This window comes from Rhizobium anhuiense, from assembly GCF_003985145.1.
In the GTDB taxonomy this organism is placed as follows: domain Bacteria; phylum Pseudomonadota; class Alphaproteobacteria; order Rhizobiales; family Rhizobiaceae; genus Rhizobium; species Rhizobium anhuiense.
The window spans coordinates 379,710-402,075 of record NZ_ML133522.1 but is presented as its reverse complement, the minus strand read 5'-3'; the positions used below and the strand labels follow the sequence as shown (position 1 = coordinate 402,075).

Annotated in this window: 20 protein-coding genes and 1 other RNA gene; 8 read left to right on the top strand and 13 right to left on the bottom strand. The window is 61.7% G+C overall.

Going from position 1 to position 22,366, the window contains the following annotated elements; genetic code table 11:
* The 8 genes from rsmH to EEQ99_RS07995 form a co-directional block, all read right to left on the bottom strand.
* Entirely contained in the window at positions 1–1,026 is a 1,026-nt protein-coding gene (gene rsmH, locus EEQ99_RS08030; protein WP_063474584.1) for a 16S rRNA (cytosine(1402)-N(4))-methyltransferase RsmH, read from the bottom strand.
* A gap of 17 nt (positions 1,027–1,043) precedes the next feature.
* Positions 1,044–1,481, bottom strand: a complete 438-nt coding sequence (gene mraZ / locus EEQ99_RS08025) for a division/cell wall cluster transcriptional repressor MraZ (RefSeq protein WP_024320776.1) — start codon at positions 1,479–1,481, stop codon at positions 1,044–1,046.
* Between the two features lie 427 nt (positions 1,482–1,908).
* Positions 1,909–2,306: RNase P RNA component class A (gene rnpB, locus EEQ99_RS08020), an RNA gene on the bottom strand.
* Positions 2,307–2,359: 53 nt separating this feature from the next.
* Positions 2,360–3,535 carry an NAD(P)/FAD-dependent oxidoreductase gene (locus tag EEQ99_RS08015; protein WP_063474583.1) on the bottom strand — a complete coding sequence of 392 codons (1,176 nt, stop codon included), beginning with the start codon at positions 3,533–3,535 and terminating at the stop codon, positions 2,360–2,362.
* A 9-nt stretch (positions 3,536–3,544) separates the two neighbouring features.
* Entirely contained in the window at positions 3,545–4,732 is a 1,188-nt protein-coding gene (locus EEQ99_RS08010; protein ID WP_029868444.1) for an NAD(P)/FAD-dependent oxidoreductase, read from the bottom strand.
* A gap of 99 nt (positions 4,733–4,831) precedes the next feature.
* On the bottom strand, positions 4,832–5,359 hold the full coding sequence (locus EEQ99_RS08005) for a lytic transglycosylase domain-containing protein (protein WP_029868443.1): 528 nt from the start codon (positions 5,357–5,359) through the stop codon (positions 4,832–4,834).
* Between the two features lie 263 nt (positions 5,360–5,622).
* Positions 5,623–6,384, bottom strand: coding sequence for an N-acetylmuramoyl-L-alanine amidase (locus EEQ99_RS08000; RefSeq protein ID WP_029867954.1), 762 nt, complete (start codon positions 6,382–6,384; stop codon positions 5,623–5,625).
* A complete protein-coding gene (locus EEQ99_RS07995; RefSeq protein ID WP_029867953.1) occupies positions 6,381–7,088 on the bottom strand; it encodes a J domain-containing protein in 708 nt (235 codons plus the stop codon). The genes EEQ99_RS08000 and EEQ99_RS07995 overlap by 4 nt, the downstream gene beginning before the upstream one ends.
* 409 nt (positions 7,089–7,497) lie before the next feature.
* Between EEQ99_RS07995 and EEQ99_RS07990 the strand changes: the two genes are divergently transcribed.
* From EEQ99_RS07990 to EEQ99_RS07980, 3 genes are all read left to right on the top strand, one after another.
* Positions 7,498–8,709 (top strand): pyrophosphate--fructose-6-phosphate 1-phosphotransferase, encoded by a 1,212-nt coding sequence (locus EEQ99_RS07990; protein WP_029867950.1) that lies wholly within the window; start codon positions 7,498–7,500, stop codon positions 8,707–8,709.
* 57 nt (positions 8,710–8,766) lie between these two features.
* Entirely contained in the window at positions 8,767–9,402 is a 636-nt protein-coding gene (locus EEQ99_RS07985) for a LysE family translocator (RefSeq protein WP_029867949.1), read from the top strand.
* Between the two features lie 115 nt (positions 9,403–9,517).
* Positions 9,518–10,459, top strand: a complete 942-nt coding sequence (locus tag EEQ99_RS07980; protein WP_063474582.1) for a lytic transglycosylase domain-containing protein — start codon at positions 9,518–9,520, stop codon at positions 10,457–10,459.
* Between the two features lie 31 nt (positions 10,460–10,490).
* Here the strand turns inward: EEQ99_RS07980 and EEQ99_RS07975 are convergent, their stop codons facing one another.
* Positions 10,491–11,915 (bottom strand): serine hydrolase domain-containing protein, encoded by a 1,425-nt coding sequence (locus EEQ99_RS07975; protein ID WP_029867947.1) that lies wholly within the window; start codon positions 11,913–11,915, stop codon positions 10,491–10,493.
* Between the two features lie 218 nt (positions 11,916–12,133).
* Between EEQ99_RS07975 and EEQ99_RS07970 the strand changes: the two genes are divergently transcribed.
* From EEQ99_RS07970 to EEQ99_RS07950, 5 genes are all read left to right on the top strand, one after another.
* The gene (locus EEQ99_RS07970) at positions 12,134–13,378 is read left to right on the top strand and encodes a BtaA family protein (protein WP_029867946.1); all 1,245 of its coding nucleotides are present in this window, start codon (positions 12,134–12,136) and stop codon (positions 13,376–13,378) included.
* A complete protein-coding gene (locus tag EEQ99_RS07965) occupies positions 13,375–14,046 on the top strand; it encodes a class I SAM-dependent methyltransferase (RefSeq protein WP_029867945.1) in 672 nt (223 codons plus the stop codon). Before EEQ99_RS07970 ends, EEQ99_RS07965 begins: the two co-directional genes overlap by 4 nt.
* A 129-nt stretch (positions 14,047–14,175) precedes the next feature.
* Complete coding sequence (locus tag EEQ99_RS07960; protein WP_028756315.1) at positions 14,176–14,973, top strand: glycoside hydrolase family 25 protein; 798 nt, start codon at positions 14,176–14,178, stop codon at positions 14,971–14,973.
* Between the two features lie 81 nt (positions 14,974–15,054).
* The gene (locus tag EEQ99_RS07955; RefSeq protein ID WP_028756316.1) at positions 15,055–16,272 is read left to right on the top strand and encodes a lytic murein transglycosylase; all 1,218 of its coding nucleotides are present in this window, start codon (positions 15,055–15,057) and stop codon (positions 16,270–16,272) included.
* Positions 16,273–16,402: 130 nt separating this feature from the next.
* Positions 16,403–17,308, top strand: a complete 906-nt coding sequence (locus EEQ99_RS07950; protein ID WP_028756317.1) for a DMT family transporter — start codon at positions 16,403–16,405, stop codon at positions 17,306–17,308.
* 462 nt (positions 17,309–17,770) lie between these two features.
* Here the strand turns inward: EEQ99_RS07950 and metF are convergent, their stop codons facing one another.
* The 4 genes from metF to EEQ99_RS07930 form a co-directional block, all read right to left on the bottom strand.
* The gene (metF, locus tag EEQ99_RS07945) at positions 17,771–18,673 is read right to left on the bottom strand and encodes a methylenetetrahydrofolate reductase [NAD(P)H] (protein WP_028756318.1); all 903 of its coding nucleotides are present in this window, start codon (positions 18,671–18,673) and stop codon (positions 17,771–17,773) included.
* A 1-nt stretch (position 18,674) separates the two neighbouring features.
* Positions 18,675–19,700: an ArsR/SmtB family transcription factor gene (locus tag EEQ99_RS07940; protein ID WP_029867944.1), complete on the bottom strand. Its 1,026-nt coding sequence runs from the start codon at positions 19,698–19,700 to the stop codon at positions 18,675–18,677.
* A 160-nt stretch (positions 19,701–19,860) separates the two neighbouring features.
* Entirely contained in the window at positions 19,861–21,510 is a 1,650-nt protein-coding gene (ettA, locus tag EEQ99_RS07935; protein WP_028755828.1) for an energy-dependent translational throttle protein EttA, read from the bottom strand.
* Between the two features lie 98 nt (positions 21,511–21,608).
* Positions 21,609–22,349, bottom strand: coding sequence for a ribonuclease T2 family protein (locus EEQ99_RS07930; protein WP_028755827.1), 741 nt, complete (start codon positions 22,347–22,349; stop codon positions 21,609–21,611).
* Positions 22,350–22,366: the final 17 nt, after the last annotated feature.

Genomic DNA, 22,366 nt, shown 5'->3' with positions numbered 1-22,366 from the left:
TCAACCACCAAGCTTTCCGAGGCTGGCAAGATTGGGAAACCCGAAGAGCGACATATCCGCGGCCTCGGCCGCAGCGTCCGTCCTCAGGCCGGCGCGCAGCTTGGCGGAGCGGGCGCGCGGATTGATCTCCGCCTCCGCCTCGCTTGCCGAAACCATCGGCTTGCCGATGGCCGCAAAGGTTGCCGCCCGTTCATGCGCGACCGGCAGATGCCGCGAACCCGACGCCTTGCCGGCGCGGTCGGAGAAGAATTTCTTGACGATGCGGTCTTCGAGCGAATGAAAGGTGACGACGACGAGCCGCCCGCCGGGTTTCAGCGCCGTCTCCGCCGCAAACAGCGCTTGCGCCAGCTCGCCAAGCTCGTCGTTGACGAAGATGCGCAGCGCCTGGAAGACGCGCGTTGCCGGATGGATCTTGTCCTTCATCTTGCGCGGCGTGACGAGCTCGATGAGACCGGCGAGATCGCGTGTCGTTTCGAACGGCTTTTCGGCGCGGCGCTTCTCGATCGCATGGGCGATGCGCGGCGCCTGGCTTTCCTCGCCGAGAAAATGGAAGATGCGGATGAGATCGGCGACCTTGGCGCGGTTGACGACATCGGCGGCCGAAACGCCTGTCGCCGACATGCGCATGTCGAGCGGTCCGTTTTTCTGGAAGGAGAAGCCGCGTTCCGCCTCGTCGATCTGCATGGAGGAGACGCCGATATCGAGCACGACGCCGTCGAGCCCGCCTCGCGGCGCATGATCGGCAAGATGCGAGAACTGCGAATGAATAAGCTTGAGACGGCCGCCATGGGCGGCGACCATTGCTTGGCCAGCCGCAATCGCCGTGGGGTCGCGGTCGAGCGCGATCACCTCGGCGCCGGCCGCCAGGATGGCCGAGCTGTAACCGCCCGCACCGAATGTACCGTCGAGGATGAGTTTGCCGGAAGCCGGCGCCAGCGCCGCAAGGACCTCTTCGAGAAGAACGGGAATGTGACGAACCGATCCGCCACCGGCATCAGTTGAACCTCCGCCAGGATTCGCCACCATTCCGTTTCCTCGTTCTTTCAGGAACGCTTGCCCGCCAGCTTGCGTTCCCCTCGTGCCTGCGCCTGCGCAGCCACAAAAGCCTGCGGCTGCCACAGCTGAAAATGATCCGCCCGACCGACGAAAGTCACTTCGTCCGAGATGCCGGTAAAGCCGCGAATGAAATCCGTGACCATCAGCCGCCCCTCGGCGTCGAGCTTCATGAAGACCCCGCCTCCATGAATGAGAAGCGACATCTCGTTCGCATCCGGCGAAAACGGATCCTCCGCAGCAATCTGCCGTTCGAATCTCTCGAGAAGATCCGGACCGCCGACGCTGATCGCCGGAAACACAAAATCCTGAAAGCAATAGAGCTCCTGGACATTGCGCTGCGCCAGCACGGAACGGAACGCCGACGGCACGGAAACCCGGCCCTTGGCATCGATCCTGTTGGTCGCGTTCGATAGGAAGCGGCTCATTACACGAAACATCCGTTCCCGCAGGGATCCGGACAAAAAGACGCCCGAAACTCCCAATATCAGACACAGCTTCGCAAGCCGGATGAGCAAAAACCCGTCCGACGCTTCCGGAGAGGAAGACGCCTTTGCTTTGCGATGAATGGGCAAATGATTGCCCTGGTGCAGTGCGCATTTGGGATAGCATGGGACCATATGGGCGTCAATGGGATGCGCCCGTTTTGCAATAGACGCATGATCAAAAATTTATAAGCCGTTAAGTTTAACAAAGGGTTAGGATCACCCTCCCGCAGGAGGCGCGCAACCACACTTTCGCAAAAAGAATTTCCACTCGCGGGGTTGCATGAGCATCCGCTTGAAATCATTCGATTTCAGAGGCTTATATGGAAGTGATGTCTGAAATCGTGGGTTTTCCGCGCCACAAAAGTTAATCGCCAGTTGGCCTGTAAGCCGGGTTCTGTATGGCTCCGGCGTGAACCGGAACGTGGCAGCCATTCCTCTGGGACAGCGCTCGCACGCTGCCTCGCGCAACCCACCCGGATGACTGGCCTGGAAACCGGCCGGAAGGCCTTTCGGCCCGCCGCGTCATCCCTATTCGGTCTTGCTCCCGGTGGGGTTTACCGTGCCATTTCCGTTGCCGGAGATGCGGTGGGCTCTTACCCCACCCTTTCACCCTTACCTGTCATGACAGGCGGTTTGCTTTCTGTGGCACTTTCCCTGAGGTCGCCCTCGCCGGACGTTATCCGGCACCTTGTTTCCGTGGAGCCCGGACTTTCCTCACCCTACCGCCTTTCGGCATTGGTAAAGCGCGGCTGCCCGGCCAACTGGCAGGGGTCCCATAAACGAGAGAGATGGCAATTGCTATCGAAATCAAAAATTATTTATCGAAATTGCGGTGTGAAATCCGTGGAGTAGCCTTGTTCGCTGATTCTGCCCGACAAAAGCAGCTCAGCCCCAAGCCGGCCGATTTCGTCGGAGCTCTTGGCCGACGTGCCGGCGCAGCCCGTCAACACCGCGATCTCAGGCGACGAGGTGTAGCCGATCATCGGATAGCCGCTTTCCGTCTGCGACACGACGCAGGCCGCCGTCGATATCGAAAGCGGCGCCAGATCAGGCACCAGACCGGCAACGATGCGTTGAAGATGCGCGCGCACGCTGTCGCGCCCTTCCGTCTTGAACCAGGCACGCATTTCCGTATCGTCGCTGAGTGTCACATCGTCAGGGTCGCCACCGATCTTCAGGTAGAATTTGCCGTCGGGATAAAGGATCGGCGGCAGCAGGTAGATATGGATGTCGGGCGTATCGACAATGAGCGACGGCATGGCGGCTAGGCGCGCCGCCTCCGTCTCGCTCACCTCGAACAGCGTCACGGTCCGGGCATAAACCGTCAGGGCAACCGGCCGCGACAACAGATTCTCGGCAATGGAAAATCCGCCCGCCGCCAGCAGCACCTTTTCAGCACGATAGGTCAGGCCGCCTGATGTCTTGACGACGGCAAAGCCGCCCTCGCTGCGGATCGAGACGACGTGGTCGCGAATGATGGTGGCGCCCGCCTTTTCCGCCAGCAGCGACTGCGCCTTCACCAGCTTGCGCGGGCTGATATGGCCGGCCCCTCTCACCTCGAAGACACCGGCGCCATCATCAGGAAAGGCGAAGAAGGGAAAGGCAGCCTTCAGGCCCGCTCCATCGAGAAGGCGGGTCTCGACGCCGAGCGAGACGGCCGCCTGCCGGGTTCTCTCGAGATAATCGCTTGCCCTCGGCGCGACGACAACACAGCCTGCCTCGCGATAAAAGTCGACGCCACTGTCGCGGGCGATCTCGCCATAACGGCCGATCGAGCGGTTGGCGAGCAGCGCCCAATTGCGGTCGGGATCGATGGTGCGGGTGATGCGCCCCTCGTCGTAGTGGCTGGCGAAGACGCCCTGATGCGCCTTGCGATCACCAGGCTCGTCCGGGCCGATCACCGCGACGCCGTCCGCCTGCCGCGCCAGATGCCGCGCCGCCGCCGCCCCCATCAGCCCGCGTCCGACGACGATATATTTGAAATCGACTGCCATCATGTCCTCCTAGGCGAAAACGGGCGTCAGTTCGCGGCCGAAATCCTCATCCCCGAGCTGCCCTTCCGCCAGCAGCACCGCTCCGAGGCGCCCGAGTTCGTCGGAGGATTTGGCTGCAACGAAATTGCCGCCGGTCAGCACCGCAATACGCGGCGACTGCGTATATCCTACATAGGGATAACCGGTCGGCGTGAAATTCGCCGCGCAGGGCGCCGAGGTCACGCGGCAGCCGGCAAGCTCCGGCATCAACTGCAAGGCGACACGCGAGAGATGATCGCGCTCAGCGGCGCTGCCGTCGGAACGGAACCACGCGCCGGCATCCTCCAACCGCTCGAAAGAAAGCGCCTCGGTGTCGCCGCCGAGTTTCAGATAGGTTTTGCCATCGGGATAACGCACCGGCGGCAGGATATAGATGTGATCCTCTTCCCGGTCACCGAGCACGATCGTCGACGGCATGTCCGCGAAAACAGCCATCTCGCGTTCACCGATCTCGTAGAAGGCCACCGTGCGCGCCATGACCCTGGTATCGACCGGACGCGGCAGCAGGGCATGGAAATTGCTGAAACCGCCGGCGGCCACCAGCACGCGCTCGGCGCTGTAGCATCTGCCGCCGGCTGTCACCTCGACATGGGAACCGGCATCACGCACGGATGTCGCGATTGCCTCGATCAGCGAGACGCCGCCCTGCTCGGCAAGCGTAACCTGCGCCCGCACCAGCGCCCGTGGGTTGATGTAGCCGGCGCGTCTGCGCTCGAAATATCCTGTGAAATCAGGATCGATGGCAAGATAGGGAAAACGTTGGCGAAGTTCCGACGGCGCGATGGTCTCGATATCGCTGCCGAGCGTCCGGCTGACGGACAGCGCCCGGTTGATATAGTCCTGCTCATCCGTCGGGGTCGGGCCGGCAAAAAGGCAGCCGACCTCAGAATAGAAGGAAATGCCGCTCTTTGCCTCGATCTCGCGGTAGCGGTCGAGCGCGCGGGCGGCGAAGCTTCCCCAGGCCAGATTGCCATCGAAGGTGCGGGTGATGCGGGCTTCGTCGTAATGGCTGGCGAAGACGCCATGATGGGCCTTGCGCTCTTCCGGCTCGCGCGGGCCGATCAGCGCGATGCCGTCGGCCATTGAGGAGAGATGCCGTGCGGCGGCGGCACCCATCATGCCGCGTCCGATGATGATGAAGCTGAAATCGACTGCCATGTCCCACCTTGTTTTCAAGGCGGAATATCACGGCAAGTGCGCTCCATCATACGGCAAAATTGCCGCAAGGCAATTTTGCCGGGACGCGCCGAGCTATGCTCAGTCGAGCATCGCCAGGACCTTGCCGCAATAGGTCTTCGACACCGGGTTCATGCGCGTGGCGGCATGGCCGGCATTGTATTTCAGGATCGTGTTGCAGGTCTGCCCGCCGCCGAGCTGATGGGCGGCCGCCAGATATTTCATGCCGTATTTGATGTTGGTCTCGGGATCGAACAGGCCCTTCCTCGTGCCGGAATATCCCATCATCCGCGCCGTCGCCGGCTTGATCTGCATCAGGCCGACTTCGCCGGCACTGCCGCGGGCATTCGGATTGAAATTGCTCTCGACGCGTACGACAGCCTGGGCGAGTGCGACGGGCACGTCGTATTCGGCGGCATATTTATTGATCAGCGCGGCATAGGGAATGCTGGCGGAAAAGTCGGGCATGGCATAGCCACTCTGGCGGTCGACGGTCTTCAGCGGGATGGTTTGCGCCCTGACGCCCCAATCATCATTCGCCGAGGCAAAGTTATACCCCGCCAGCAGCATGCCGAAGCACGCCGCAGCGCCAACAATCAACTTCTTCATATAGTCTCTTCACTCCGACCCAAAGAATTGCAGGACTGCGCGCCTCGCCGTCATTCGGTCACACGCGAGCAAGGACTGATCGCGTTCCGTAGCAATTCTTATCGTTTCATTTGGCGCTCATGGTTACACTTGAAAACAGCCGTGAGCGCTGTTCAGCGGGCGTCCTTAGACCATCGCAATGAGGAGATAATAGGGAAATGATGTGGCGAGGCGGTTTTCTCGCCGGCCGCGAGGAATCCGCTCCTGATATCAGGCTGTTCCGATCAGGAATAACGCGGCAGCGTCGATAGCAGCCGGTGCAGCGTGTCGATCGTCGAGAAATCGGCGATGCCATCCACCCTTTCGGGCCGGAAATGGCGCTGGAAAGCCTCCACGTCGCCCGCCATTTTTTCGGAAAATTCGCCTGTAATTTCAGTGCCGTAACCATAGAGCGACAGCATCGACTGCAGCGCTTCGACAGGCTGGCCGGCATCGCCGCATTGGAAGAACCGTCCACCGGTGATCTTTGCCGGCTCGACCCAGTGCCCGACACCCGCCCGGTGGAGCTCGGCCCAGGGGAATTTCTCGCCCGGATCGACCTTGCGGATCGGGGCGACATCGGAATGCCCAAGCACCCGTTCCGGCGCGATCGACCAACGTTTGACACAGTCGCGACACAATTCAATCACCGCGGCGATCTGCTCTTTTGGATAATCCGGGAGCCCGCCGGGATGGCCGGCATTGGCGATCTCGATGCCGATCGACAGCGAATTGATATCCGTCTCGCCGTGCCAGCTACTTTTTCCCGCGTGCCAGGCACGCCGTATTTCCGGCACGAGCTGCACCACCTCGCCGTTCTCATGCACGAAATAATGGCTGGAAACCTGGCTCTCGGCGCGACAGAGCCAGTCGAGCGCACCATCTGCCGTCGGCATGCCGGTATAATGCAGCAGGATCATATCCGGACGGCGCCCGTCTGCCCGCTCGCCGTGGTTCGGCGAAGGCTGCACGCGGGCGCTCCTGCAATCGGCCTCGAAAGAGGTCATGCGGCGCGGCGTTCCTTCTCGATCGCCGCATAGGCCGCATTCAGCGCCGCCATGCGTTCATTGGCGATGACATGGAATTCCTTCGGCACGCCGCGCGAGATCAGCCTGTCGGGATGATGTTCGCTGACGAGGCCACGGTAACGGCGGCGGATGGTCGGGAAATCATCCGAAGGCGAGACGCCGAGCACCTTATAGGGATCGCCGCCGGACGAGACGTGGCGGGCGGCGATCTGCTCGAAGCGGGTTTCGCTCATCTGGAAGATCTCGCCGATATGGTGCAGGAAATTCAGTTCCTTCTCGTGGATCAGCCCATCGGCTTTGGCGATGTGGAAGAGGCCGTCGAGCACGTCTTCCAGCACCGGGCAATTGGCCGCACAGGTAACGCAGAGCGTGGAGAGCCGTTCGGCATAGGCTTCGTAGCCGGCGACATCCTGGCGAGCGAGGTTGTAAAGCCTGGCGACGTTCTTGGCCTGATCCTCAGGGAATTCGAAGATTTCGCGGAAGGCTTCGACCTCCTTCTCGCTGACGATGCCGTCGGCCTTGGCCATCTTGGCCGACAGCGCGATGATCGCCACGGAGAAAGCCACCTTACGCCGGGTCTCGGGATCGCCTTCGAAAACCGTACGGATAGCCTCGACCACCGCAGACAACGCATTGCCCGCGGTATTGCCAATGGCATTCAACAGTTTTTCCCAGAAGGACATCGAAAATCTCACAGACTTGTCAACTTATAGCAAACAGCTTGACCAAAGAATCGCAGCCTTTGCAAGGCGACTATTGGTCGTAGGGCCGAACACAGTTTTCACGATTTGGTAATTGTCGCACCGCAGCAAACGATTCACGGCGCCCGCTTTCATCTCGTATGGCAACGGCTGACGATCGCCGGCGCATCGCCCGTGCAGGTGAATCCGGAGTGCGCGACGGAAATTTCCACAACAGTTCCCGACACGCAGATCGGGCTTGAAACGATTATATCATTACTTCCTGCCATCTTCGCGGCCCAACTCGGCATAAAGGCGCATTTTTCGTAAATTCTTTACTTTACAGGCCCCTTTCCCTGCCGCATCCATGCGTTAGCTAACGCCACCGCACCGAAACGCCATAGGAGGGATCATGGCCAAGCAGAAAGTCGCAATGCTGACCGCCGGAGGCCTGGCACCCTGTCTTTCTTCCGCCGTCGGCGGTCTCATCGAACGCTATAGCGACGTCGCGCCCGATCTCGATATCGTCGCCTACAAGTCCGGATACCAGGGCGTGCTCACCGGCGACAGCATCGCGATCACCCGCGAGATGCGCGAAAAGGCGCCGCTGCTGCACCGTTACGGCGGCTCGCCGATCGGCAACAGCCGCGTCAAGCTCACCAATGCCGCCGACTGCGTCAAGCGCGGCCTGGTCAAGGAAGGCGAGAACCCGCTGCGGGTCGCCGCCGAACGCCTTGCCAATGACGGCATCACCATTCTCCACACGATCGGCGGCGACGACACCAACACCACAGCCGCCGACCTTGCCGCCTACCTCGCCGCCAACGGCTACAATCTCACCGTCGTCGGCCTGCCGAAGACGGTCGACAACGACGTCGTCCCGATCCGCCAGTCGCTCGGCGCCTGGACGGCCGCCGAAGTCGGCGCGCATTTCTTCGACAATGTCAGCAACGAGCAGACGGCCGCACCCCGCACCCTCGTCATCCACGAAGTCATGGGCCGCCATTGCGGCTGGCTGACGGCCGCCACCGCCCGCGCCTATCTCCAGCGCACCAGCCGCAACCAGTATGTCGACGGCCTGATGATGGATGCGCATCTGAAGAGCATCGACGCCGTCTACCTGCCTGAGATGGCCTTCGACCTCGACGCCGAGGCCGCCCGCCTGAAGGAAAGCATGGACCGCAACGGCCACGCCACGGTCTTCGTCTCGGAAGGCGCCTGCCTCGACGCCATCGTCGCCGAGCGGGAAGCCGCCGGCGAAACCGTCAAGCGTGACGCCTTCGGCCATGTGAAGATCGACACGATCAATGTCGGCGCCTGGTTCCAGAAGCAGTTCGCCAACCTCCTGAATGCCGAACGTTCCCTTGTGCAGAAATCAGGCTATTTCGCCCGCTCGGCGCCGGCCAACGGCGACGACCTCAGGCTGATCCAGAGCATGGTCGATCTCGCCGTCGAAAGCGCGCTCAATAAAGTCTCCGGCGTCACCGGCCATGACGAAGCGCAGAACGGTAAGTTGCGCACTATAGAATTCCCGCGCATCAAGGGCGGCAAGGCTTTTGACCTGTCGACGGCATGGTTTGCCGAAGTCATGGACAATATAGGTCAGAAATACAAAGAAGCGTGATTGACGGATGGTTAATATGATGTCTTTGCTTGTTCCTGAGGAATAGGAGGAGACACCATGTCATTTGAAGCCTGGCTCGCTTTTGCGGCGGCATCGGCCATCATGCTGGCCATACCGGGGCCGACGATACTGCTCGTCGTTTCCTATGCGCTCGGTCATGGGCGCAGGACGGCGTTTGCGACGGTGAGCGGCGTGGCGCTTGGTGACTTCACCGCGATGACGGCTTCCCTCTTCGGTCTCGGTGCCGTTCTGGCCGCCTCCGCCACCCTCTTCACCGTGTTGAAGTGGATCGGCGGCGCCTACCTGATCTATCTGGGAGTCAAGCTCTGGCGGGCTCCCATCATCGGCGAACCGGTTGCCGACAACGACAATCTGCCGGAGGAAAAGTCGCTCAAGATCTTCCTCCACGCCTATGTCGTCACCGCCCTCAATCCGAAGAGCATCATCTTCTTCGTCGCCTTCGTGCCGCAGTTCCTCAATCCGGCCCTGCCCTTCGTCGGCCAGATGGCGATCATGGAAGCGACCTTCCTCGTGCTGGCGATCCTCAACGCCTCCACCTACGCGTTTCTCGCCCATACCGCGCGCGGACTGATTCGCAAGGCGAGCATCCAGCGCGCCGTAAACCGAACGGGAGGCACCCTGCTGATCGCTGCAGGCGCCGTAACCGCCGGGTATCGCCGTATTGCAGCATAGAAATATTGCGTGGTTGCCGGAATGCCACGAATAGGTTAATGGGGTCACCAGGGCTTAAGGTTTTTGGTAACTTTTATACGCAGCCGGGGCGGCGCGATTTCACGAAAGTGGCGGAATGGTAGCGATCGGATTATCCGGCCTGAAACGCAGTCTTGTCGTTTCCACGATACTCTGCGGTGTGATGACGGGATGCACGAGCGTCGAATACACATCGCAGGCCGAACTGACTGCCGCCCAGACCGTGGTGCCGATGCCGAAACCCGGCGAAGATGAAACACTCGCCGCGATCCCGACAGCCGAAGGTGCTGCCGGTCAGGCGGTTGCCGGCGCCACCATTCCCCAGCCATCCCCCTCCCTGACTGCGACGGCGATGCCAACCGTAACAGCCTCTCAGTCTACCGACCTCGCCATGCAGGCAGGCATACAGCCTGCAGCCTATGCGCAGATCCCGCTGACGCCCGAGATGACGGCAATCCAGTCCGTCGTGCCGACGCCGCGTCCGGGAACGCCGGCACAGCCGACGACGCAGCTTGCCTTTGCCGCGACACCGCAGAACAGCGCGCTTGCAGCACTTGCCGCCGTCGACACCACGCCGCGTGCCAGCATGGACTACGGTTTCGACGAATCCGGGCCGATCGATCCGCCGACGGCACCCCCGATGTTCAGCGACGACGACAAAGACGACGCGCCGACAGTGGAGAAGAGCTTCGTCACCAAGCTCATCCAGAAATACTCGAAGATCTACGAAATTCCCGAGACGCTGCTCCACCGCATCGTCCATCGCGAGAGCCGCTACAATCCGAAGGCCTACAACAAGCGCGGCTATTTCGGCCTGATGCAGATCAAATACAACACCGCCAAATCAATGGGTTATGACGGCGCCCCGGGCGGGCTCTTCGATGCCGAAACCAACATCAAATATGCCGCCAAATATCTGCGTGGCGCCTGGCTCGTCTCCGACAGCAAGGAAGACGATGCCGTCCGCCTCTATGCGCGCGGCTATTATTACGACGCCAAGCGCAAGGGCATGACCGACATCGCCCAGGGTAATTACTGACATCGAGCATTGCTGAGACGGCGATCGCAGCCTATGGCTGCGGCTGCGGCTGTTGCTGCGACCCAGCCTGCTGTTGTGGCTCCCCCGCTTGCGGCAAGGCCGCCAGGATCTTCTTGAGAAGCACCTGCGGCTGATAGCCGAGCCAGCTCGGCGTCAGGCCGAGCCGGACGACGACCAGATTGGCGGAGGGCACGATCGCCATGCTCTGCCCGTCATGCCCCGTCAACCAAAACGTATCCTCCGGCAGTCCGAACGCCGCGCTTGAGCCGCCAGGAGCGAGCCAGGCCTGGCCCTGCGTATAACGTCCGTTCGAAGCCACCGTCGGAGTGCGCATGGCGCCGACGAACCCTTCCGGCAACAGTCGCCGGTCATTCCACACGCCGTCTTGCAGCAGGAACTGCCCGAAGCGCGCCCAGTCATGCGCCGTCGCATAGAGATAGGAGCTGCCGGCAAACGTGCCGCGCGCATCGAGTTCGAATACCGCACTCGTCATGCCGAGCGGCGAAAACAGCGCGTCGTGCGGATAGGAAAAGCCCGCCTGTGGATTGCCGACCCTGTCCATCCAGATGCGCGACAACAGCACGGCCGTGCCGCTCGAATAGCGGAAGCGCTGGCCGGGCGGCGCCTCCATCGGTGCATTGGCCGGCAGCGACACCATGTCTGGATCGAGATAGAGCATGCGCGTCACATCGGCGACATCGCCATAATCCTCGTTGAAGGCAAGGCCGCTCTCCATGCCGAGCAGGTCGGACACCTTGATCTTGGCGCGCGCATCCTTCTGCCACTGCGCCAGCAGTTCGTCGTCGTCGAAGGAGATTTTGCCGTCGAGCATCAGCCGGCCGAGAATCGCAGCGTTCACCGTCTTCGTCATCGACCAGCCGATCAGCGGAGTCTTCGCCGAGAAACCGGGGCCATAGGCTTCAGCGACGACGCGGCCATTGTGCACCACCACGATCGCCCGCATTGCCGGGCCGGCAATTCCGGGATCGGCAAGCAGTGCGGCAATCTTCCCGTCCGCCGGATTGCCGGTGCCCTCGCCCTCCGGCCACAAGGCGTCGCTCGTCTCCATTTTAACAGGCGCATCGAAGGGCACGGCCTTCGCCGCCGCCTCGAAATCGCCGTCCGGCACGCTCGTACAGCCGAAGGCGCCGCGATAGAGCGCATAACTTGGCGCAAACAGCCCCATGAAGCGCGCCGTCACCCGTTCCTTGTCGTGGTCAACGCTGACGCGTATCAGCCGCAGCAGCGGATTTCCGGGCGCCTGAACGTCGTCATGGAGCACATCCTCGGCGCCGCGACCGGCGATGAAGACGTTGGAGCAGACGATCTTGGCGGCGTAACCGTCACCGACACGCAGCAGTTCCGGCGGCTGAATAAAAAGCCAGCCGGCGGCGACGAAGACGACGAGAACGACAAGGAGAGCAAGCGCCTTCAGGATACGCAGGACAAATCGCATGGCATTCCTCCATGCCGGGAGAGAAGCAGGAATCGCAGGCGCCGAAAAGGGGCCAAAGCCAAGAAGGCCTGTCGTCCCGATCACTTTCCCAGGAGAGCCATCCCGGTCGGTCTTCCGAGCCGGTCGAAGTCTCCGAAGAACGGCGCCCCACAGCCCACGTCATCAAACTGTAGCAGAGGCGCGCTACACGCCCTGAACGCTAAAAAGGTGACAGACTCATGTCAGAATTTGCACCGGATGCCGGCTTCCGCAAGAACCGGAAACTCAAGGACGCCCTTCTCCGCCACAAGGCTTTTTCGAAGGACGGCTTTTCCGAACGTCTCTTCGGTCTTCTCTTCTCCGGCCTCGTCTACCCGCAGATCTGGGAGGATCCGGATCTCGACATGCAGGCGATGGAGCTGAAGCCCAACCATCGCATCGTCACCATCGGCTCCGGCGGCTGCAACATGCTCGCCTATCTCTCCAAGGCGCCGGCCTCGATCGACGTCGTCGACCTCAACCCGCACCATATCGCTCTGAACCGCCTGAAGCTTGCGGCCTTCAAACATCTTCCCGGCCACGCCGATCTCGTCCGCTTCCTGGCCATGCCGAACGAGAAGTCGAACAGCCGCGCCTATGACCAGCATCTCGCTGCCCGCCTCGATGAGGCGACCCGCAGCTACTGGAACGGCCGCAAATTCGGCCGTCGCCGCGTCACCGTCTTCGACCGCAACATCTACGAAACCGGCCTGCTCGGCCGCTTCATCGGCGCGGCCCATCTTCTTGCCCGCCTGCACGGCGTCAAGCTGCGCGAGATGACCAAGACCCGCTCGATCCGCGAGCAGCGCCAGTTCTTCGACGAGCAGATCGCGCCGCTGTTCGAAAAGCCGGTCGTGCGCTGGATTACCGGCCGCAAGAGCTCGCTCTTCGGCCTCGGCATTCCGCCGCAGCAATATGACGAACTCGCAAGCCTTGCCGCCGATCATTCGATCGCGCCGGTGCTGAAGCACCGCCTGGAAAAGCTCGCCTGTCATTTCCCGATGAGCGACAACTATTTCGCCTGGCAGGCCTTCGGCCGCCGCTACGGCACCGAAGAGGAAGGCCCGCTGCCGACCTATCTGAAGTCGGAGCACTATCAGGTGATCCGCGCCAATGTCGACCGCGTCAACGTCCACCACGCAAGCTTCACCGAGTTGCTCGCCCGCGAACCGGCCGCCTCGCGCGACCGCTATATCCTGCTCGACGCGCAGGACTGGATGACGGACGAGCAGTTGAACGACGTCTGGCGGGAGATCACTCGCACGGCGCGCGAAGGCGCCCGCGTGATCTTCCGCACCGCCGCTGAAAAAAGCATCATCGAAGGCCGCCTGGCGCCGATGATCCGCGACCAGTGGGATTATTTCGAGGAGAAGTCGCGTGAGTTGACGGCGCTCGATCGCTCGGCAATCTATGGTGGCTTCCACATTTACGGGAAGAAGGCGTGAGCAAGGTCGGCACTGAGACGGCAGCAAAGAGCGACGAACATGCCGGCCTGATGGATGGCATGTACCGCTATCAGCGCCATATCTACGACCTCACCCGCAAATATTACCTTCTCGGCCGCGACAGCACGATCCGCAAGCTCGACGTGCCGGAGGGCGGCACGCTGCTCGAAGTCGGCTGCGGCACCGGACGCAACATGGCCTTCGCCCATCGGCATTTCCCGACCGCCAAGCTGTTCGGCCTCGACATTTCTCAGGAAATGCTGATTTCGGCGCGCAAGACCTTCGCCACCAAGGCGACGATCCCGGACTTCCGCGTCGCCGACGCCACGGCGTTCACGCCGCGCGAATTCGGTGTCAGCGGCTTCGACCGCATCCTGATTTCCTATGCCCTGTCGATGATCCCCGACTGGGAGCGCGCCGTCGATGCAGCAATCGCCGCACTCAATCCCGGCGGCCAGTTGCACATCGTCGATTTCGGCCAGCAGGAAGGCCTGCCGGGCTGGTTCCGGCGCATGCTGCAGGCCTGGCTTGCGAAATTCCACGTCACTCCGCGGCCCGATTTGCGCGAGGTCCTGGAAGCGCAAGCCCATGAAAACAACGCGACATTGCTGTTCGATACCGTTGGCGGCGGTTATGCCTGGCGGGCGGCCATTATCAGCAAGCGCTGATAATTCGCTTGAAACTAACCGATTTTTTACGTTGATATGGTGAAAAGAGGGTTATTCCTCTGCCGACTCGTCTTTTTCGAAGGTCAGGCTGTGGGGCAAAGAGATCATTCGAGTTACGACGGGACGCCCATGCGCCGGCTTTTGTTTTGCGTTTTGCCCCTGGCTATCATGCTGGCCGGCTGCACCTCTTCCGGTTACGACTATCTCGAAACGGCTTCGATCAAGCCGAAGATGCGTTTCAAGGACACCGATCCGCAGGATTTCGGCCCGAAGCATCCGCAGCAGAACCAGATCCACGGCATCGACATCTCCAAATGGCAGGGCGATATCGATTGGGGCACGGTCAAGAATTCCGGCGTCGCCTTCGCCTTCATCAAGGCGACCGAAGGCAAGGACAGGGTCGATCCGCGCTTCGACGAATATTGGCGTGAGGCCCGCGCCGCCGGCATCCCGCACGCTCCCTATCATTTCTATTATTTCTGCTCTTCGGCCGATCAGCAGGCAGACTGGTTCATCCGCAACGTGCCGAAGGAGGCCATGCGCCTGCCGCCGGTGCTCGACGTCGAATGGAACGCCGAATCGAAGACCTGCCGCTACCGTCCCGATCCGGAAACCGTACGCGCCGAAATGCAGCGTTTCATGGACCGGCTGGAGGCCTATTACGGCAAGCGCCCGATCATCTACACCTCGGTCGATTTCCACCGCGACAATCTCGCCGGCTACTTCCAGGATTATCATTTCTGGGTCCGTTCGGTGGCAAAACACCCTGAGGTGACCTATACAGACCGCCGCTGGGCCTTCTGGCAATATACCTCTACCGGCGTTATCCCCGGCATCAGCGGTCCCACAGATATCAATGTCTTTGCCGGCAGCGCAAAGAACTGGAACAACTGGGTCGCGGCCGTTTCCAAGGATAGAAATTCTTAGTAACGTCCTGCGATGTTTCTTGCTTCCGTCACATTCATCTGTGAAAGCGACGGCAATATTTTTGATATAAGGACCGTATCCATGCACCGCTCGCTCGCAAGCCGCTCTGCACTCGCCCTTCTGTTTGCCCTCGCCCTCGCAGGCGGCGCGGCGGCCCAGCAGGCCACGGACGCAGCCCCGGCAGCGCCCTGCGGCGGCGATCTCTCCGCCTTCCTCGAAGGTGTCAAGAAAGATGCGGTCGCAGCCGGCGCCAGCGCGGCGGCCGCCGACGAGGCTTTTGCCGGCGCCGAGATCGACCCCAAGGTGCTGAGCCGGGATCGCGCCCAGGGCGTCTTCAAGCAGACCTTCCTCGAATTCTCCCAGCGCACCGTCAGCCAGGGCCGCCTCGACATCGGCCGCCAGAAGATGAAGCAATATGCCGACGTCTTTGCCCGCGCCGAGCAGGAATTCGGCGTTCCCCCGGGCGTCATCACCGCTTTCTGGGCGATGGAGACCGATTTCGGCGCCGTCCAAGGCGATTTCAACACCCGCAACGCCCTGGTGACGCTGGCGCATGACTGCCGCCGCCCGGAACTCTTTCGCCCGCAGCTGATCGCCCTGGTCGAGATGGTTCAACACGGCGACCTCGACCCCGCCACCAATACCGGCGCTTGGGCCGGCGAGATCGGCCAGGTGCAGATGCTGCCGCGCGACATCATCGCTTATGGCATGGACGGCGATGGTGACGGCCATATCCGCCTGAAGCAGAGCAGTCCGGACGCCATTCTGACGGCGGCCAAATTCATCCAGCATCTCGGCTTCGAGCGCGGCCAGCCCTGGCTGCAGGAAGTGACCCTGCCCGATAACCTGCCCTGGGAGAAATCCGGCCTCGGCGGCACGATGAAAGCGGGAGAATGGTTTGCGTTGGGCGTCAAGCCGCGTGACGGCAATACCGCCTTCGGCAACCTCGAAGGCGACCTCGTCCTGCCGCAGGGCCGCATGGGGCCGGCCTTCATCGCCTATCCGAATTTCAAAATCTATCTCGAATGGAACAAGTCGTTTATCTACACGACGTCTGCCGCCTATTTCGGCACGCGTCTTTCCGGCGCCGAGCCCTATCTCAAGGGCGTGCCGGAACAGGGGCTCGCCAGCGACCAGATGAAGGCGCTGCAGACCAAGCTGCAGTCGCTCGGCCATGATGTCGGCGAGATCGACGGCATCCTCGGCTCCGGCACGCGTGTCGCGATCCAGAAGGAACAGCAGCGCCTCGGCATGCCGGCCGACGGCTGGGCGACGCCTGCCCTTCTCAACGCCCTCTGATCCCCGCTGACACCTTGCCGCCCGTTTCGCAAGAAACGGGTGGCGCGATCCGCCTGCTGCGCTAAAGCTTCACGCCGAAAACCGGTGCCGGTTTTCGGCGAAACGAACGGCTTGCGGTGGAGGAACCGGCGTGGACAGCAGAATGAATGCCTGGACCTGGGGCCTGCTGGTCCTGCTCGGCCTGATCTGGGGCGCCTCCTTTTTCTTCGCCCGCATCGCCGTCCAGCACGTGCCGCCGCTGACCCTCGTCTTCCTCAGGCTGCTGCTGGCAGCGCTGGCGCTGCATGTCTATGTCGCCGGCCGTTTCGACCTCTATGCGATCCTGAAGGCCCGATGGCGCGAGTTCCTGATCCTCGGGCTCATCAACAATGCTCTGCCGCACGCGCTGATCTTCTTCGGCCAGACCCGCATCGGCGCCGGCCTTGCGGCGATCCTGAATGCGACGACGCCGATCTGGACCGTGCTCATCGCCAACCACTTCACCTCGGACGAGAAACTGTCCCCGGCAAAGATCGTCGGCTGCCTCGTCGGCCTCCTCGGCACGATCGTGCTGATCGGCCCCGGCATCTCGGCTGGTGGCGAAGCGCCGCTCTGGGCGCTGATGCTTCCCGTGCTTGCCGCCATCTCCTATGGCTTCGCCGCCACCTATGGCAAACGCTTCAGGGATGTTCCAGCCCCTGTCACCGCAGCCGGCCAGTTGACCGCGTCCTCGCTGATTGCACTGCCGCTGTCGCTGCTCACCGATCGCCCCTGGGCGCTGGCCGCACCGCCGCTTGAAGCGCTGCTTGCCATCCTGGCGCTGGCGCTGTTGTCGACCGCCTTCGGCTATATCCTCTATTTCCGGATCATGGCGGCGGCCGGCGCCACCAACGCCTCGCTTGTCACCCTGCTGGTGCCGCCGAGCGCCATCTTGCTCGGCGTGCTTTTCCTTGGCGAAAGGCTTGAAGTTGGCGAATTTGCCGGTATGGCGCTGATCGGTTTCGGCCTCGTCATTCTCGACGGCCGCGCCTATCGCCGGCTGCTGAGAACCGCCTGAACCGGTTGCGAATTCCGCATGTTTTCAACCGGTTGCCGGTACGCCATGTTTTGGGCGCATAAGTAAATCCGAAATCGCCTGATTTAACGGCATGTTAAAATCTGTGAACAAAAATTCATCGAAAATTATCGATTTATTTCAGAGGCTTACCGAAACTGCATTCGACTTATCCACTGACCCCTTCTGCAGCGCAGCATAAAATCCGCTTTCCAACCGACATATTTCAGACATATTATTGGCCGGTTAACGCGAGGAGACAGACATGGGACTCACGCAATCCTTGAATGTTCTGTTGGTCAGTGCAGCGTTTGCTTTCGTTTTGTCCATGCTCTTCATCTGAGCCGGCCGACGAAAGCGTAACGACTGATAGTGCCTAAACTCCCCAGTAGCTGATCAATCCGCCAACGAAAAAGCGCATGTCCCGCCCGACATGCGCTTTTACTTTTGAACATCCCGAAAGGATCAGGCGGCTGCGCCCGCACTTTTTGTTTCCCGGCGCGACACGCCGAGATTGTCGAGCACGGCGGAAACCAGCGGCGCACGGTTCATCGTATAGAGATGGAAATCATGGATGCCACGCCGGACGAGATCCTCGATCTGCTCGGCAGCGACATCGGCTGCCACCTTCGCCCGCTCCTCGGGCTTGTCGTCAAAGCCGGCGAAGCGCTCGTCGAGAAAGGCGGGGATGATCGTGCCGCAGGCCCCGGCAAAACGCTTCAACTGCGTCAGGTTCTGGATCGGCATGATGCCGGGCACAACAGGGATCGAGATGCCGGCGCCGCGCACCCGCTCCAGGTAACGCTCGAAATTGTCGTTGTCGAAGAAGAACTGCGTCAGCGCCCGGTTGGCGCCATTGTCGGCCTTGCGCTTCAGCATGTCGATATCGGCGGCCGTATCGCGGCTTTCCGGGTGTTTTTCCGGATAGGCGGAGACCGAAATCTCGAAATCGCCGATTTCCCTCAGGCCGGCGACCAGCTCCGCCGCATTGGCGTAACCGCCGGGATGCGGCTGGTAGGGCGCGCCGGCGCCGCCGGGCGCATCGCCGCGCAGCGCCACAAAATGCGTCACGCCGACTTTGCGGAAGGTGTCGACCACCTGATGCGTCTCCTCCTTCGTCGCGCCGACGCAGGTGAGATGAGAGGCGGTGGCAAACGGCGTCTGCGACAGGAAACGCGTGACGGTCGACAGCGTCGGCGCCTTGGTGGTGCCGCCGGCGCCATAGGTCACCGACACGAAATCCGCGTCCCAATCCTGCAACTGGCTGACGGTATGCCAGAGCTGCCCTTCCATCTCTTCCGATTTCGGCGGGAAGAATTCGAACGAGATCCTGATGTTGCGGCCGCGTGCTTCGTTTTTCAAAGCCATGTCATACCCTCCCGGCAAATGTAGGTTCGGCGCCTTCGTTCGTCTGCGAAGCCATGAGACGCCTCGGATCGCGCGCGAGCCAGACGGTGACCGTCAAGCCCTGCCCGCTTTGCTGACCCGGATGAAGATCGACGGCCTGCTCGACGTCGAGCCCGGCCTTGCGCAGCCAGTCGGACATCGTCTGGTGCGAAAAGCCGAGACGGACATGCGCATGCTCGTCGCGGAGATATTCGAGCGTGTGCGGCGCCAGGTCGATGACCACCAGCCGGCCGCCCGGCCGAAGCATGCGCGCCGCTTCCGCGATGGCAATTTCCGGCTGATCGAAGAAATGCAGCACCTGGTGAATCGTCACCAGGTCGAAATCCTGCCCCTCGAACGGCAGGTTCAGGATATCGGCATGGCGCACGGTGGCCTTGGTGATGCGGGACTTGTCGAGATTGGCGCGCGCCACGCTCAGCATGTCGCGGCTGGCATCGACACCGATGGCGCGGCGGTAAAGCCCGGACAGCAGTTCGAGGATGCGGCCGGTGCCGGTGCCGAGATCGAGCAGCGAATCGATCGGCTGGTTGCCGAGCAGCCGGATGACGGCGGCGTCGACTTCCTCATCGGCGGCATGCAGGCGGCGAAGCTCGTCCCATTCGGCCGCGTTGCGACTGAAATAGGCCTGCGCCCGCTCGGCCCGCTGGCGCTTGACCTGCGACAGCCGCTCGCCGTCGCGAAGGATGGTCGGATCGTTCTCGGAGACATGCTTCAGCAGCGCCCGCACCAGCAAGGCCGCCTTGCCGTCCTGCTTGAGACGGAAATAGGCCCAGGCACCCTCCTGGTATCGTTCGATCAGTTCGGCCTCGCCGAGCAGCTTCAGGTGACGGGAGATGCGCGGTTGGGATTGGCCGAGAATTTCGGTAAGATCGGTCACCGTCAGATCGCCAGCGTCAAGAAGCGCCAGAAGACGCAGGCGCGTGGGTTCGCCGGCCGCCTTCAAGACGTCCACCAGCGCATCCAGTCCAAGCTTCAGGGGTTCGCTCATCTTCGATCCAATCAAGATATAAAGATATCTTTATGTGATTTGAAATGCCGTGGCAAGCGACAATTCGCACTCTCCGCGAAATTGCCTGCTCAAATTGCGACAGAGATCGACATGAAAAAGCCCCGGCCGAACCGGGGCTTTCGCAAGGAAAAAAGATGGATCAGCGCGTCAGGCGCTTATGGGCCTGGCTGCCCGGGTTGAGGGCATCGGGACCAAGGCGGCGCACCTTGTCCTGTTCATAATCTTCGAAGTTGCCTTCGAACCATTCGACATGGCCATCGCCTTCGAAAGCGAGAATATGCGTCGCCAGACGGTCGAGGAACATGCGATCGTGGCTGATGATGATGGCGCAGCCGGCGAAATTCTCCAGCGCGTTTTCCAACGCACCCAGCGTTTCGGTATCGAGGTCGTTGGTCGGTTCGTCGAGCAGCAGAACGTTGCCGCCGGCCTTCAGCATCTTGGCGAGGTGAACGCGGTTGCGCTGACCACCGGAGAGATTGCCGACCTTCTGCTGCTGATCGCCACCCTTGAAGTTGAACGCGCCGCAATAGGCGCGGGAGTTCATGTCGAACTTGCCGAGCTTGATGATTTCGGCGCCACCGGAGATTTCCTCCCAGACCGTCTTGTCGGCCGCGAGCGCGTCGCGGCTCTGGTCGACATAGCCGAGATGCACGGTCTCGCCGATGCGGATCGAGCCGCCATCCGGCTTTTCCTGGCCGGTGATCATCCTGAACAGCGTCGTCTTGCCGGCGCCGTTCGGGCCGATGATGCCGACGATGCCGCCCGGCGGCAGCTTGATCGACAGGTCATTGATCAGCGTCCGGCCCTCGAAGCCCTTGGTGATGCCTTCCATCTCGATGACCACCTGGCCGAGGCGCTCGCTGACCGGGATGATGATCTGTGCATCGCCGGGACGCTGTTTTTCGGCGGCATCCACCAGCTGCTCGTAGGACTTGATACGCGCCTTGGACTTGGCCTGGCGGGCCTTCGGGCTGGAAGCGATCCATTCCTGCTCGCGGCTGATCGCCTTCTGGCGCGATGCTTCTTCGCGATTTTCCTGCAGCATGCGCTTAGCTTTCGCCTGCAGATAGGCCGAGTAGTTGCCTTCGTAGGGAATGCCGCGGCCACGGTCGAGTTCGAGGATCCAGCCGGTGACGTTGTCCAGGAAGTAGCGATCGTGGGTAATCATCATCACGGCGCCCGGATAGTCGCGCAGATGCTTTTCGAGCCAGGCGATGGTTTCGGCGTCGAGATGGTTGGTCGGTTCGTCGAGCAGCAGCAGATCCGGCTGCGACAGCAGCAGGCGGCAGAGCGCGACGCGGCGGCGCTCACCACCGGAAAGGCTGGTGACATCGGAATCGCGCGGCGGGCAGCGCAGCGCTTCCATCGCCATTTCGACCTGGCTTTCCAGGTCCCAGAGGTTCTGGCTGTCGATGACGTCCTGAAGCTTGGCGCCCTCTTCCGCCGTCTCGTCGGAATAGTTCATCATCAATTCATTGTAGCGATCCACGATCGCCGTCTTCGAGGCAACGCCCTCCATGACGTTCTCGAACACCGTCTTGTTGGGATCGAGGTGCGGCTCCTGCTCGAGGTAGCCGACCGTCGCACCTTCGGCGAGCCAGGCTTCGCCGGTATACTCCTTGTCCTGGCCCGCGATGATGCGCAACACGGTGGATTTACCCGCGCCGTTCGGTCCGAGGATACCGATCTTGGCATCGGGGTAGAAAGAAAGATGGATGTTCTCCAGGATCTTCTTGTTGCCATAGGCCTTGTTGAGGCCGGACATATGATAGATGAACTGACGTGCCATACTGCGCTGCTCCGGGCGGGAAACTTCGATTGTGCCGCTATGTAGGCGAAACAGCGCCTGCGGGCAACGCCGAAACCCGGTTTACTTCGGATTTCCGGTCAAAAGCCCGCAGCGTCGACCACACCTTCGTCGCAGCCGAACGAGGTTTTTCCCGCGCCCTGGATCAGATCGGCAAGCCCGGCACTTTTCGCCGATGCCGCCCCGGCGGCTTCCGAAAGCCCGATCGTCAGCTCGCTGATCATCCTGATGTTGCCGGCCCGCCGGCAGCTCATCTTGACGCGGTCGCCGGCGCCAGGCCCGAAGCTCTTGTCGAAAGCCGCCTTGATCGCGTCGGCCTTGACAGGCTTGCCGATATTGGCGGCGAAGAGCTCGCGCACCGCCGAGGCATTGAGCGCGCCGACCAGATGCACGCCGACGCCGAAATAGTCGTCCGCGCTCATTTTCGTGCAGGTGCCGTGCTTCGTCCATTCATGCCGTTCCAGGCCGGATTGCGTGCCGGGCATCGCTTTTGCCAGCGCCGTCTTCGTCTCGGCCGAAAGCACGACCTCCGGCAATGTGTTCCAGTTGCCATCCTTATCGGCGGCCTTCTGGTCGGCGCTGACGCCGCAATAATCCTGGCGCATCGGCCAGAGCCCGTGCAACGAGAAGTTCGTCGCGTCATGGCGTTCCACGGCCTGGGTCGCGCATTCGGCCTTTTTCTGGTTCGTCTGGCAGAAGGCGGGCTGCCAGCTCGCCGCCAGAATGAAACGGGTGCGCCCACCGCCCTCCTGGGCCGTAGCGGCGCCGGAAACAACCATCGACAAGGCAAACGCCAGGGTACGCAATTGCATGCTGCTCATTTCAACCCCCAAAAGAA

Excerpts from the sequence above, each read along its gene's own strand:
- rsmH (WP_063474584.1), bottom strand. The coding sequence starts at position 1,026 with ATGGTGGCGAATCCTGGCGGAGGTTCAACTGATGCCGGTGGCGGATCG.
- mraZ (WP_024320776.1), bottom strand. The coding sequence starts at position 1,481 with ATGAGCCGCTTCCTATCGAACGCGACCAACAGGATCGATGCCAAGGGC.
- EEQ99_RS08015 (WP_063474583.1), bottom strand. The coding sequence starts at position 3,535 with ATGGCAGTCGATTTCAAATATATCGTCGTCGGACGCGGGCTGATGGGG.
- EEQ99_RS08010 (WP_029868444.1), bottom strand. The coding sequence starts at position 4,732 with ATGGCAGTCGATTTCAGCTTCATCATCATCGGACGCGGCATGATGGGT.
- EEQ99_RS08005 (WP_029868443.1), bottom strand. The coding sequence starts at position 5,359 with ATGAAGAAGTTGATTGTTGGCGCTGCGGCGTGCTTCGGCATGCTGCTG.
- EEQ99_RS08000 (WP_029867954.1), bottom strand. The coding sequence starts at position 6,384 with ATGACCTCTTTCGAGGCCGATTGCAGGAGCGCCCGCGTGCAGCCTTCG.
- EEQ99_RS07995 (WP_029867953.1), bottom strand. The coding sequence starts at position 7,088 with ATGTCCTTCTGGGAAAAACTGTTGAATGCCATTGGCAATACCGCGGGC.
- EEQ99_RS07990 (WP_029867950.1), top strand. The coding sequence starts at position 7,498 with ATGGCCAAGCAGAAAGTCGCAATGCTGACCGCCGGAGGCCTGGCACCC.
- EEQ99_RS07985 (WP_029867949.1), top strand. The coding sequence starts at position 8,767 with ATGTCATTTGAAGCCTGGCTCGCTTTTGCGGCGGCATCGGCCATCATG.
- EEQ99_RS07980 (WP_063474582.1), top strand. The coding sequence starts at position 9,518 with ATGGTAGCGATCGGATTATCCGGCCTGAAACGCAGTCTTGTCGTTTCC.
- EEQ99_RS07975 (WP_029867947.1), bottom strand. The coding sequence starts at position 11,915 with ATGCGATTTGTCCTGCGTATCCTGAAGGCGCTTGCTCTCCTTGTCGTT.
- EEQ99_RS07970 (WP_029867946.1), top strand. The coding sequence starts at position 12,134 with ATGTCAGAATTTGCACCGGATGCCGGCTTCCGCAAGAACCGGAAACTC.
- EEQ99_RS07960 (WP_028756315.1), top strand. The coding sequence starts at position 14,176 with ATGCGCCGGCTTTTGTTTTGCGTTTTGCCCCTGGCTATCATGCTGGCC.
- EEQ99_RS07955 (WP_028756316.1), top strand. The coding sequence starts at position 15,055 with ATGCACCGCTCGCTCGCAAGCCGCTCTGCACTCGCCCTTCTGTTTGCC.
- metF (WP_028756318.1), bottom strand. The coding sequence starts at position 18,673 with ATGGCTTTGAAAAACGAAGCACGCGGCCGCAACATCAGGATCTCGTTC.
- EEQ99_RS07940 (WP_029867944.1), bottom strand. The coding sequence starts at position 19,700 with ATGAGCGAACCCCTGAAGCTTGGACTGGATGCGCTGGTGGACGTCTTG.
- ettA (WP_028755828.1), bottom strand. The coding sequence starts at position 21,510 with ATGGCACGTCAGTTCATCTATCATATGTCCGGCCTCAACAAGGCCTAT.
- EEQ99_RS07930 (WP_028755827.1), bottom strand. The coding sequence starts at position 22,349 with ATGAGCAGCATGCAATTGCGTACCCTGGCGTTTGCCTTGTCGATGGTT.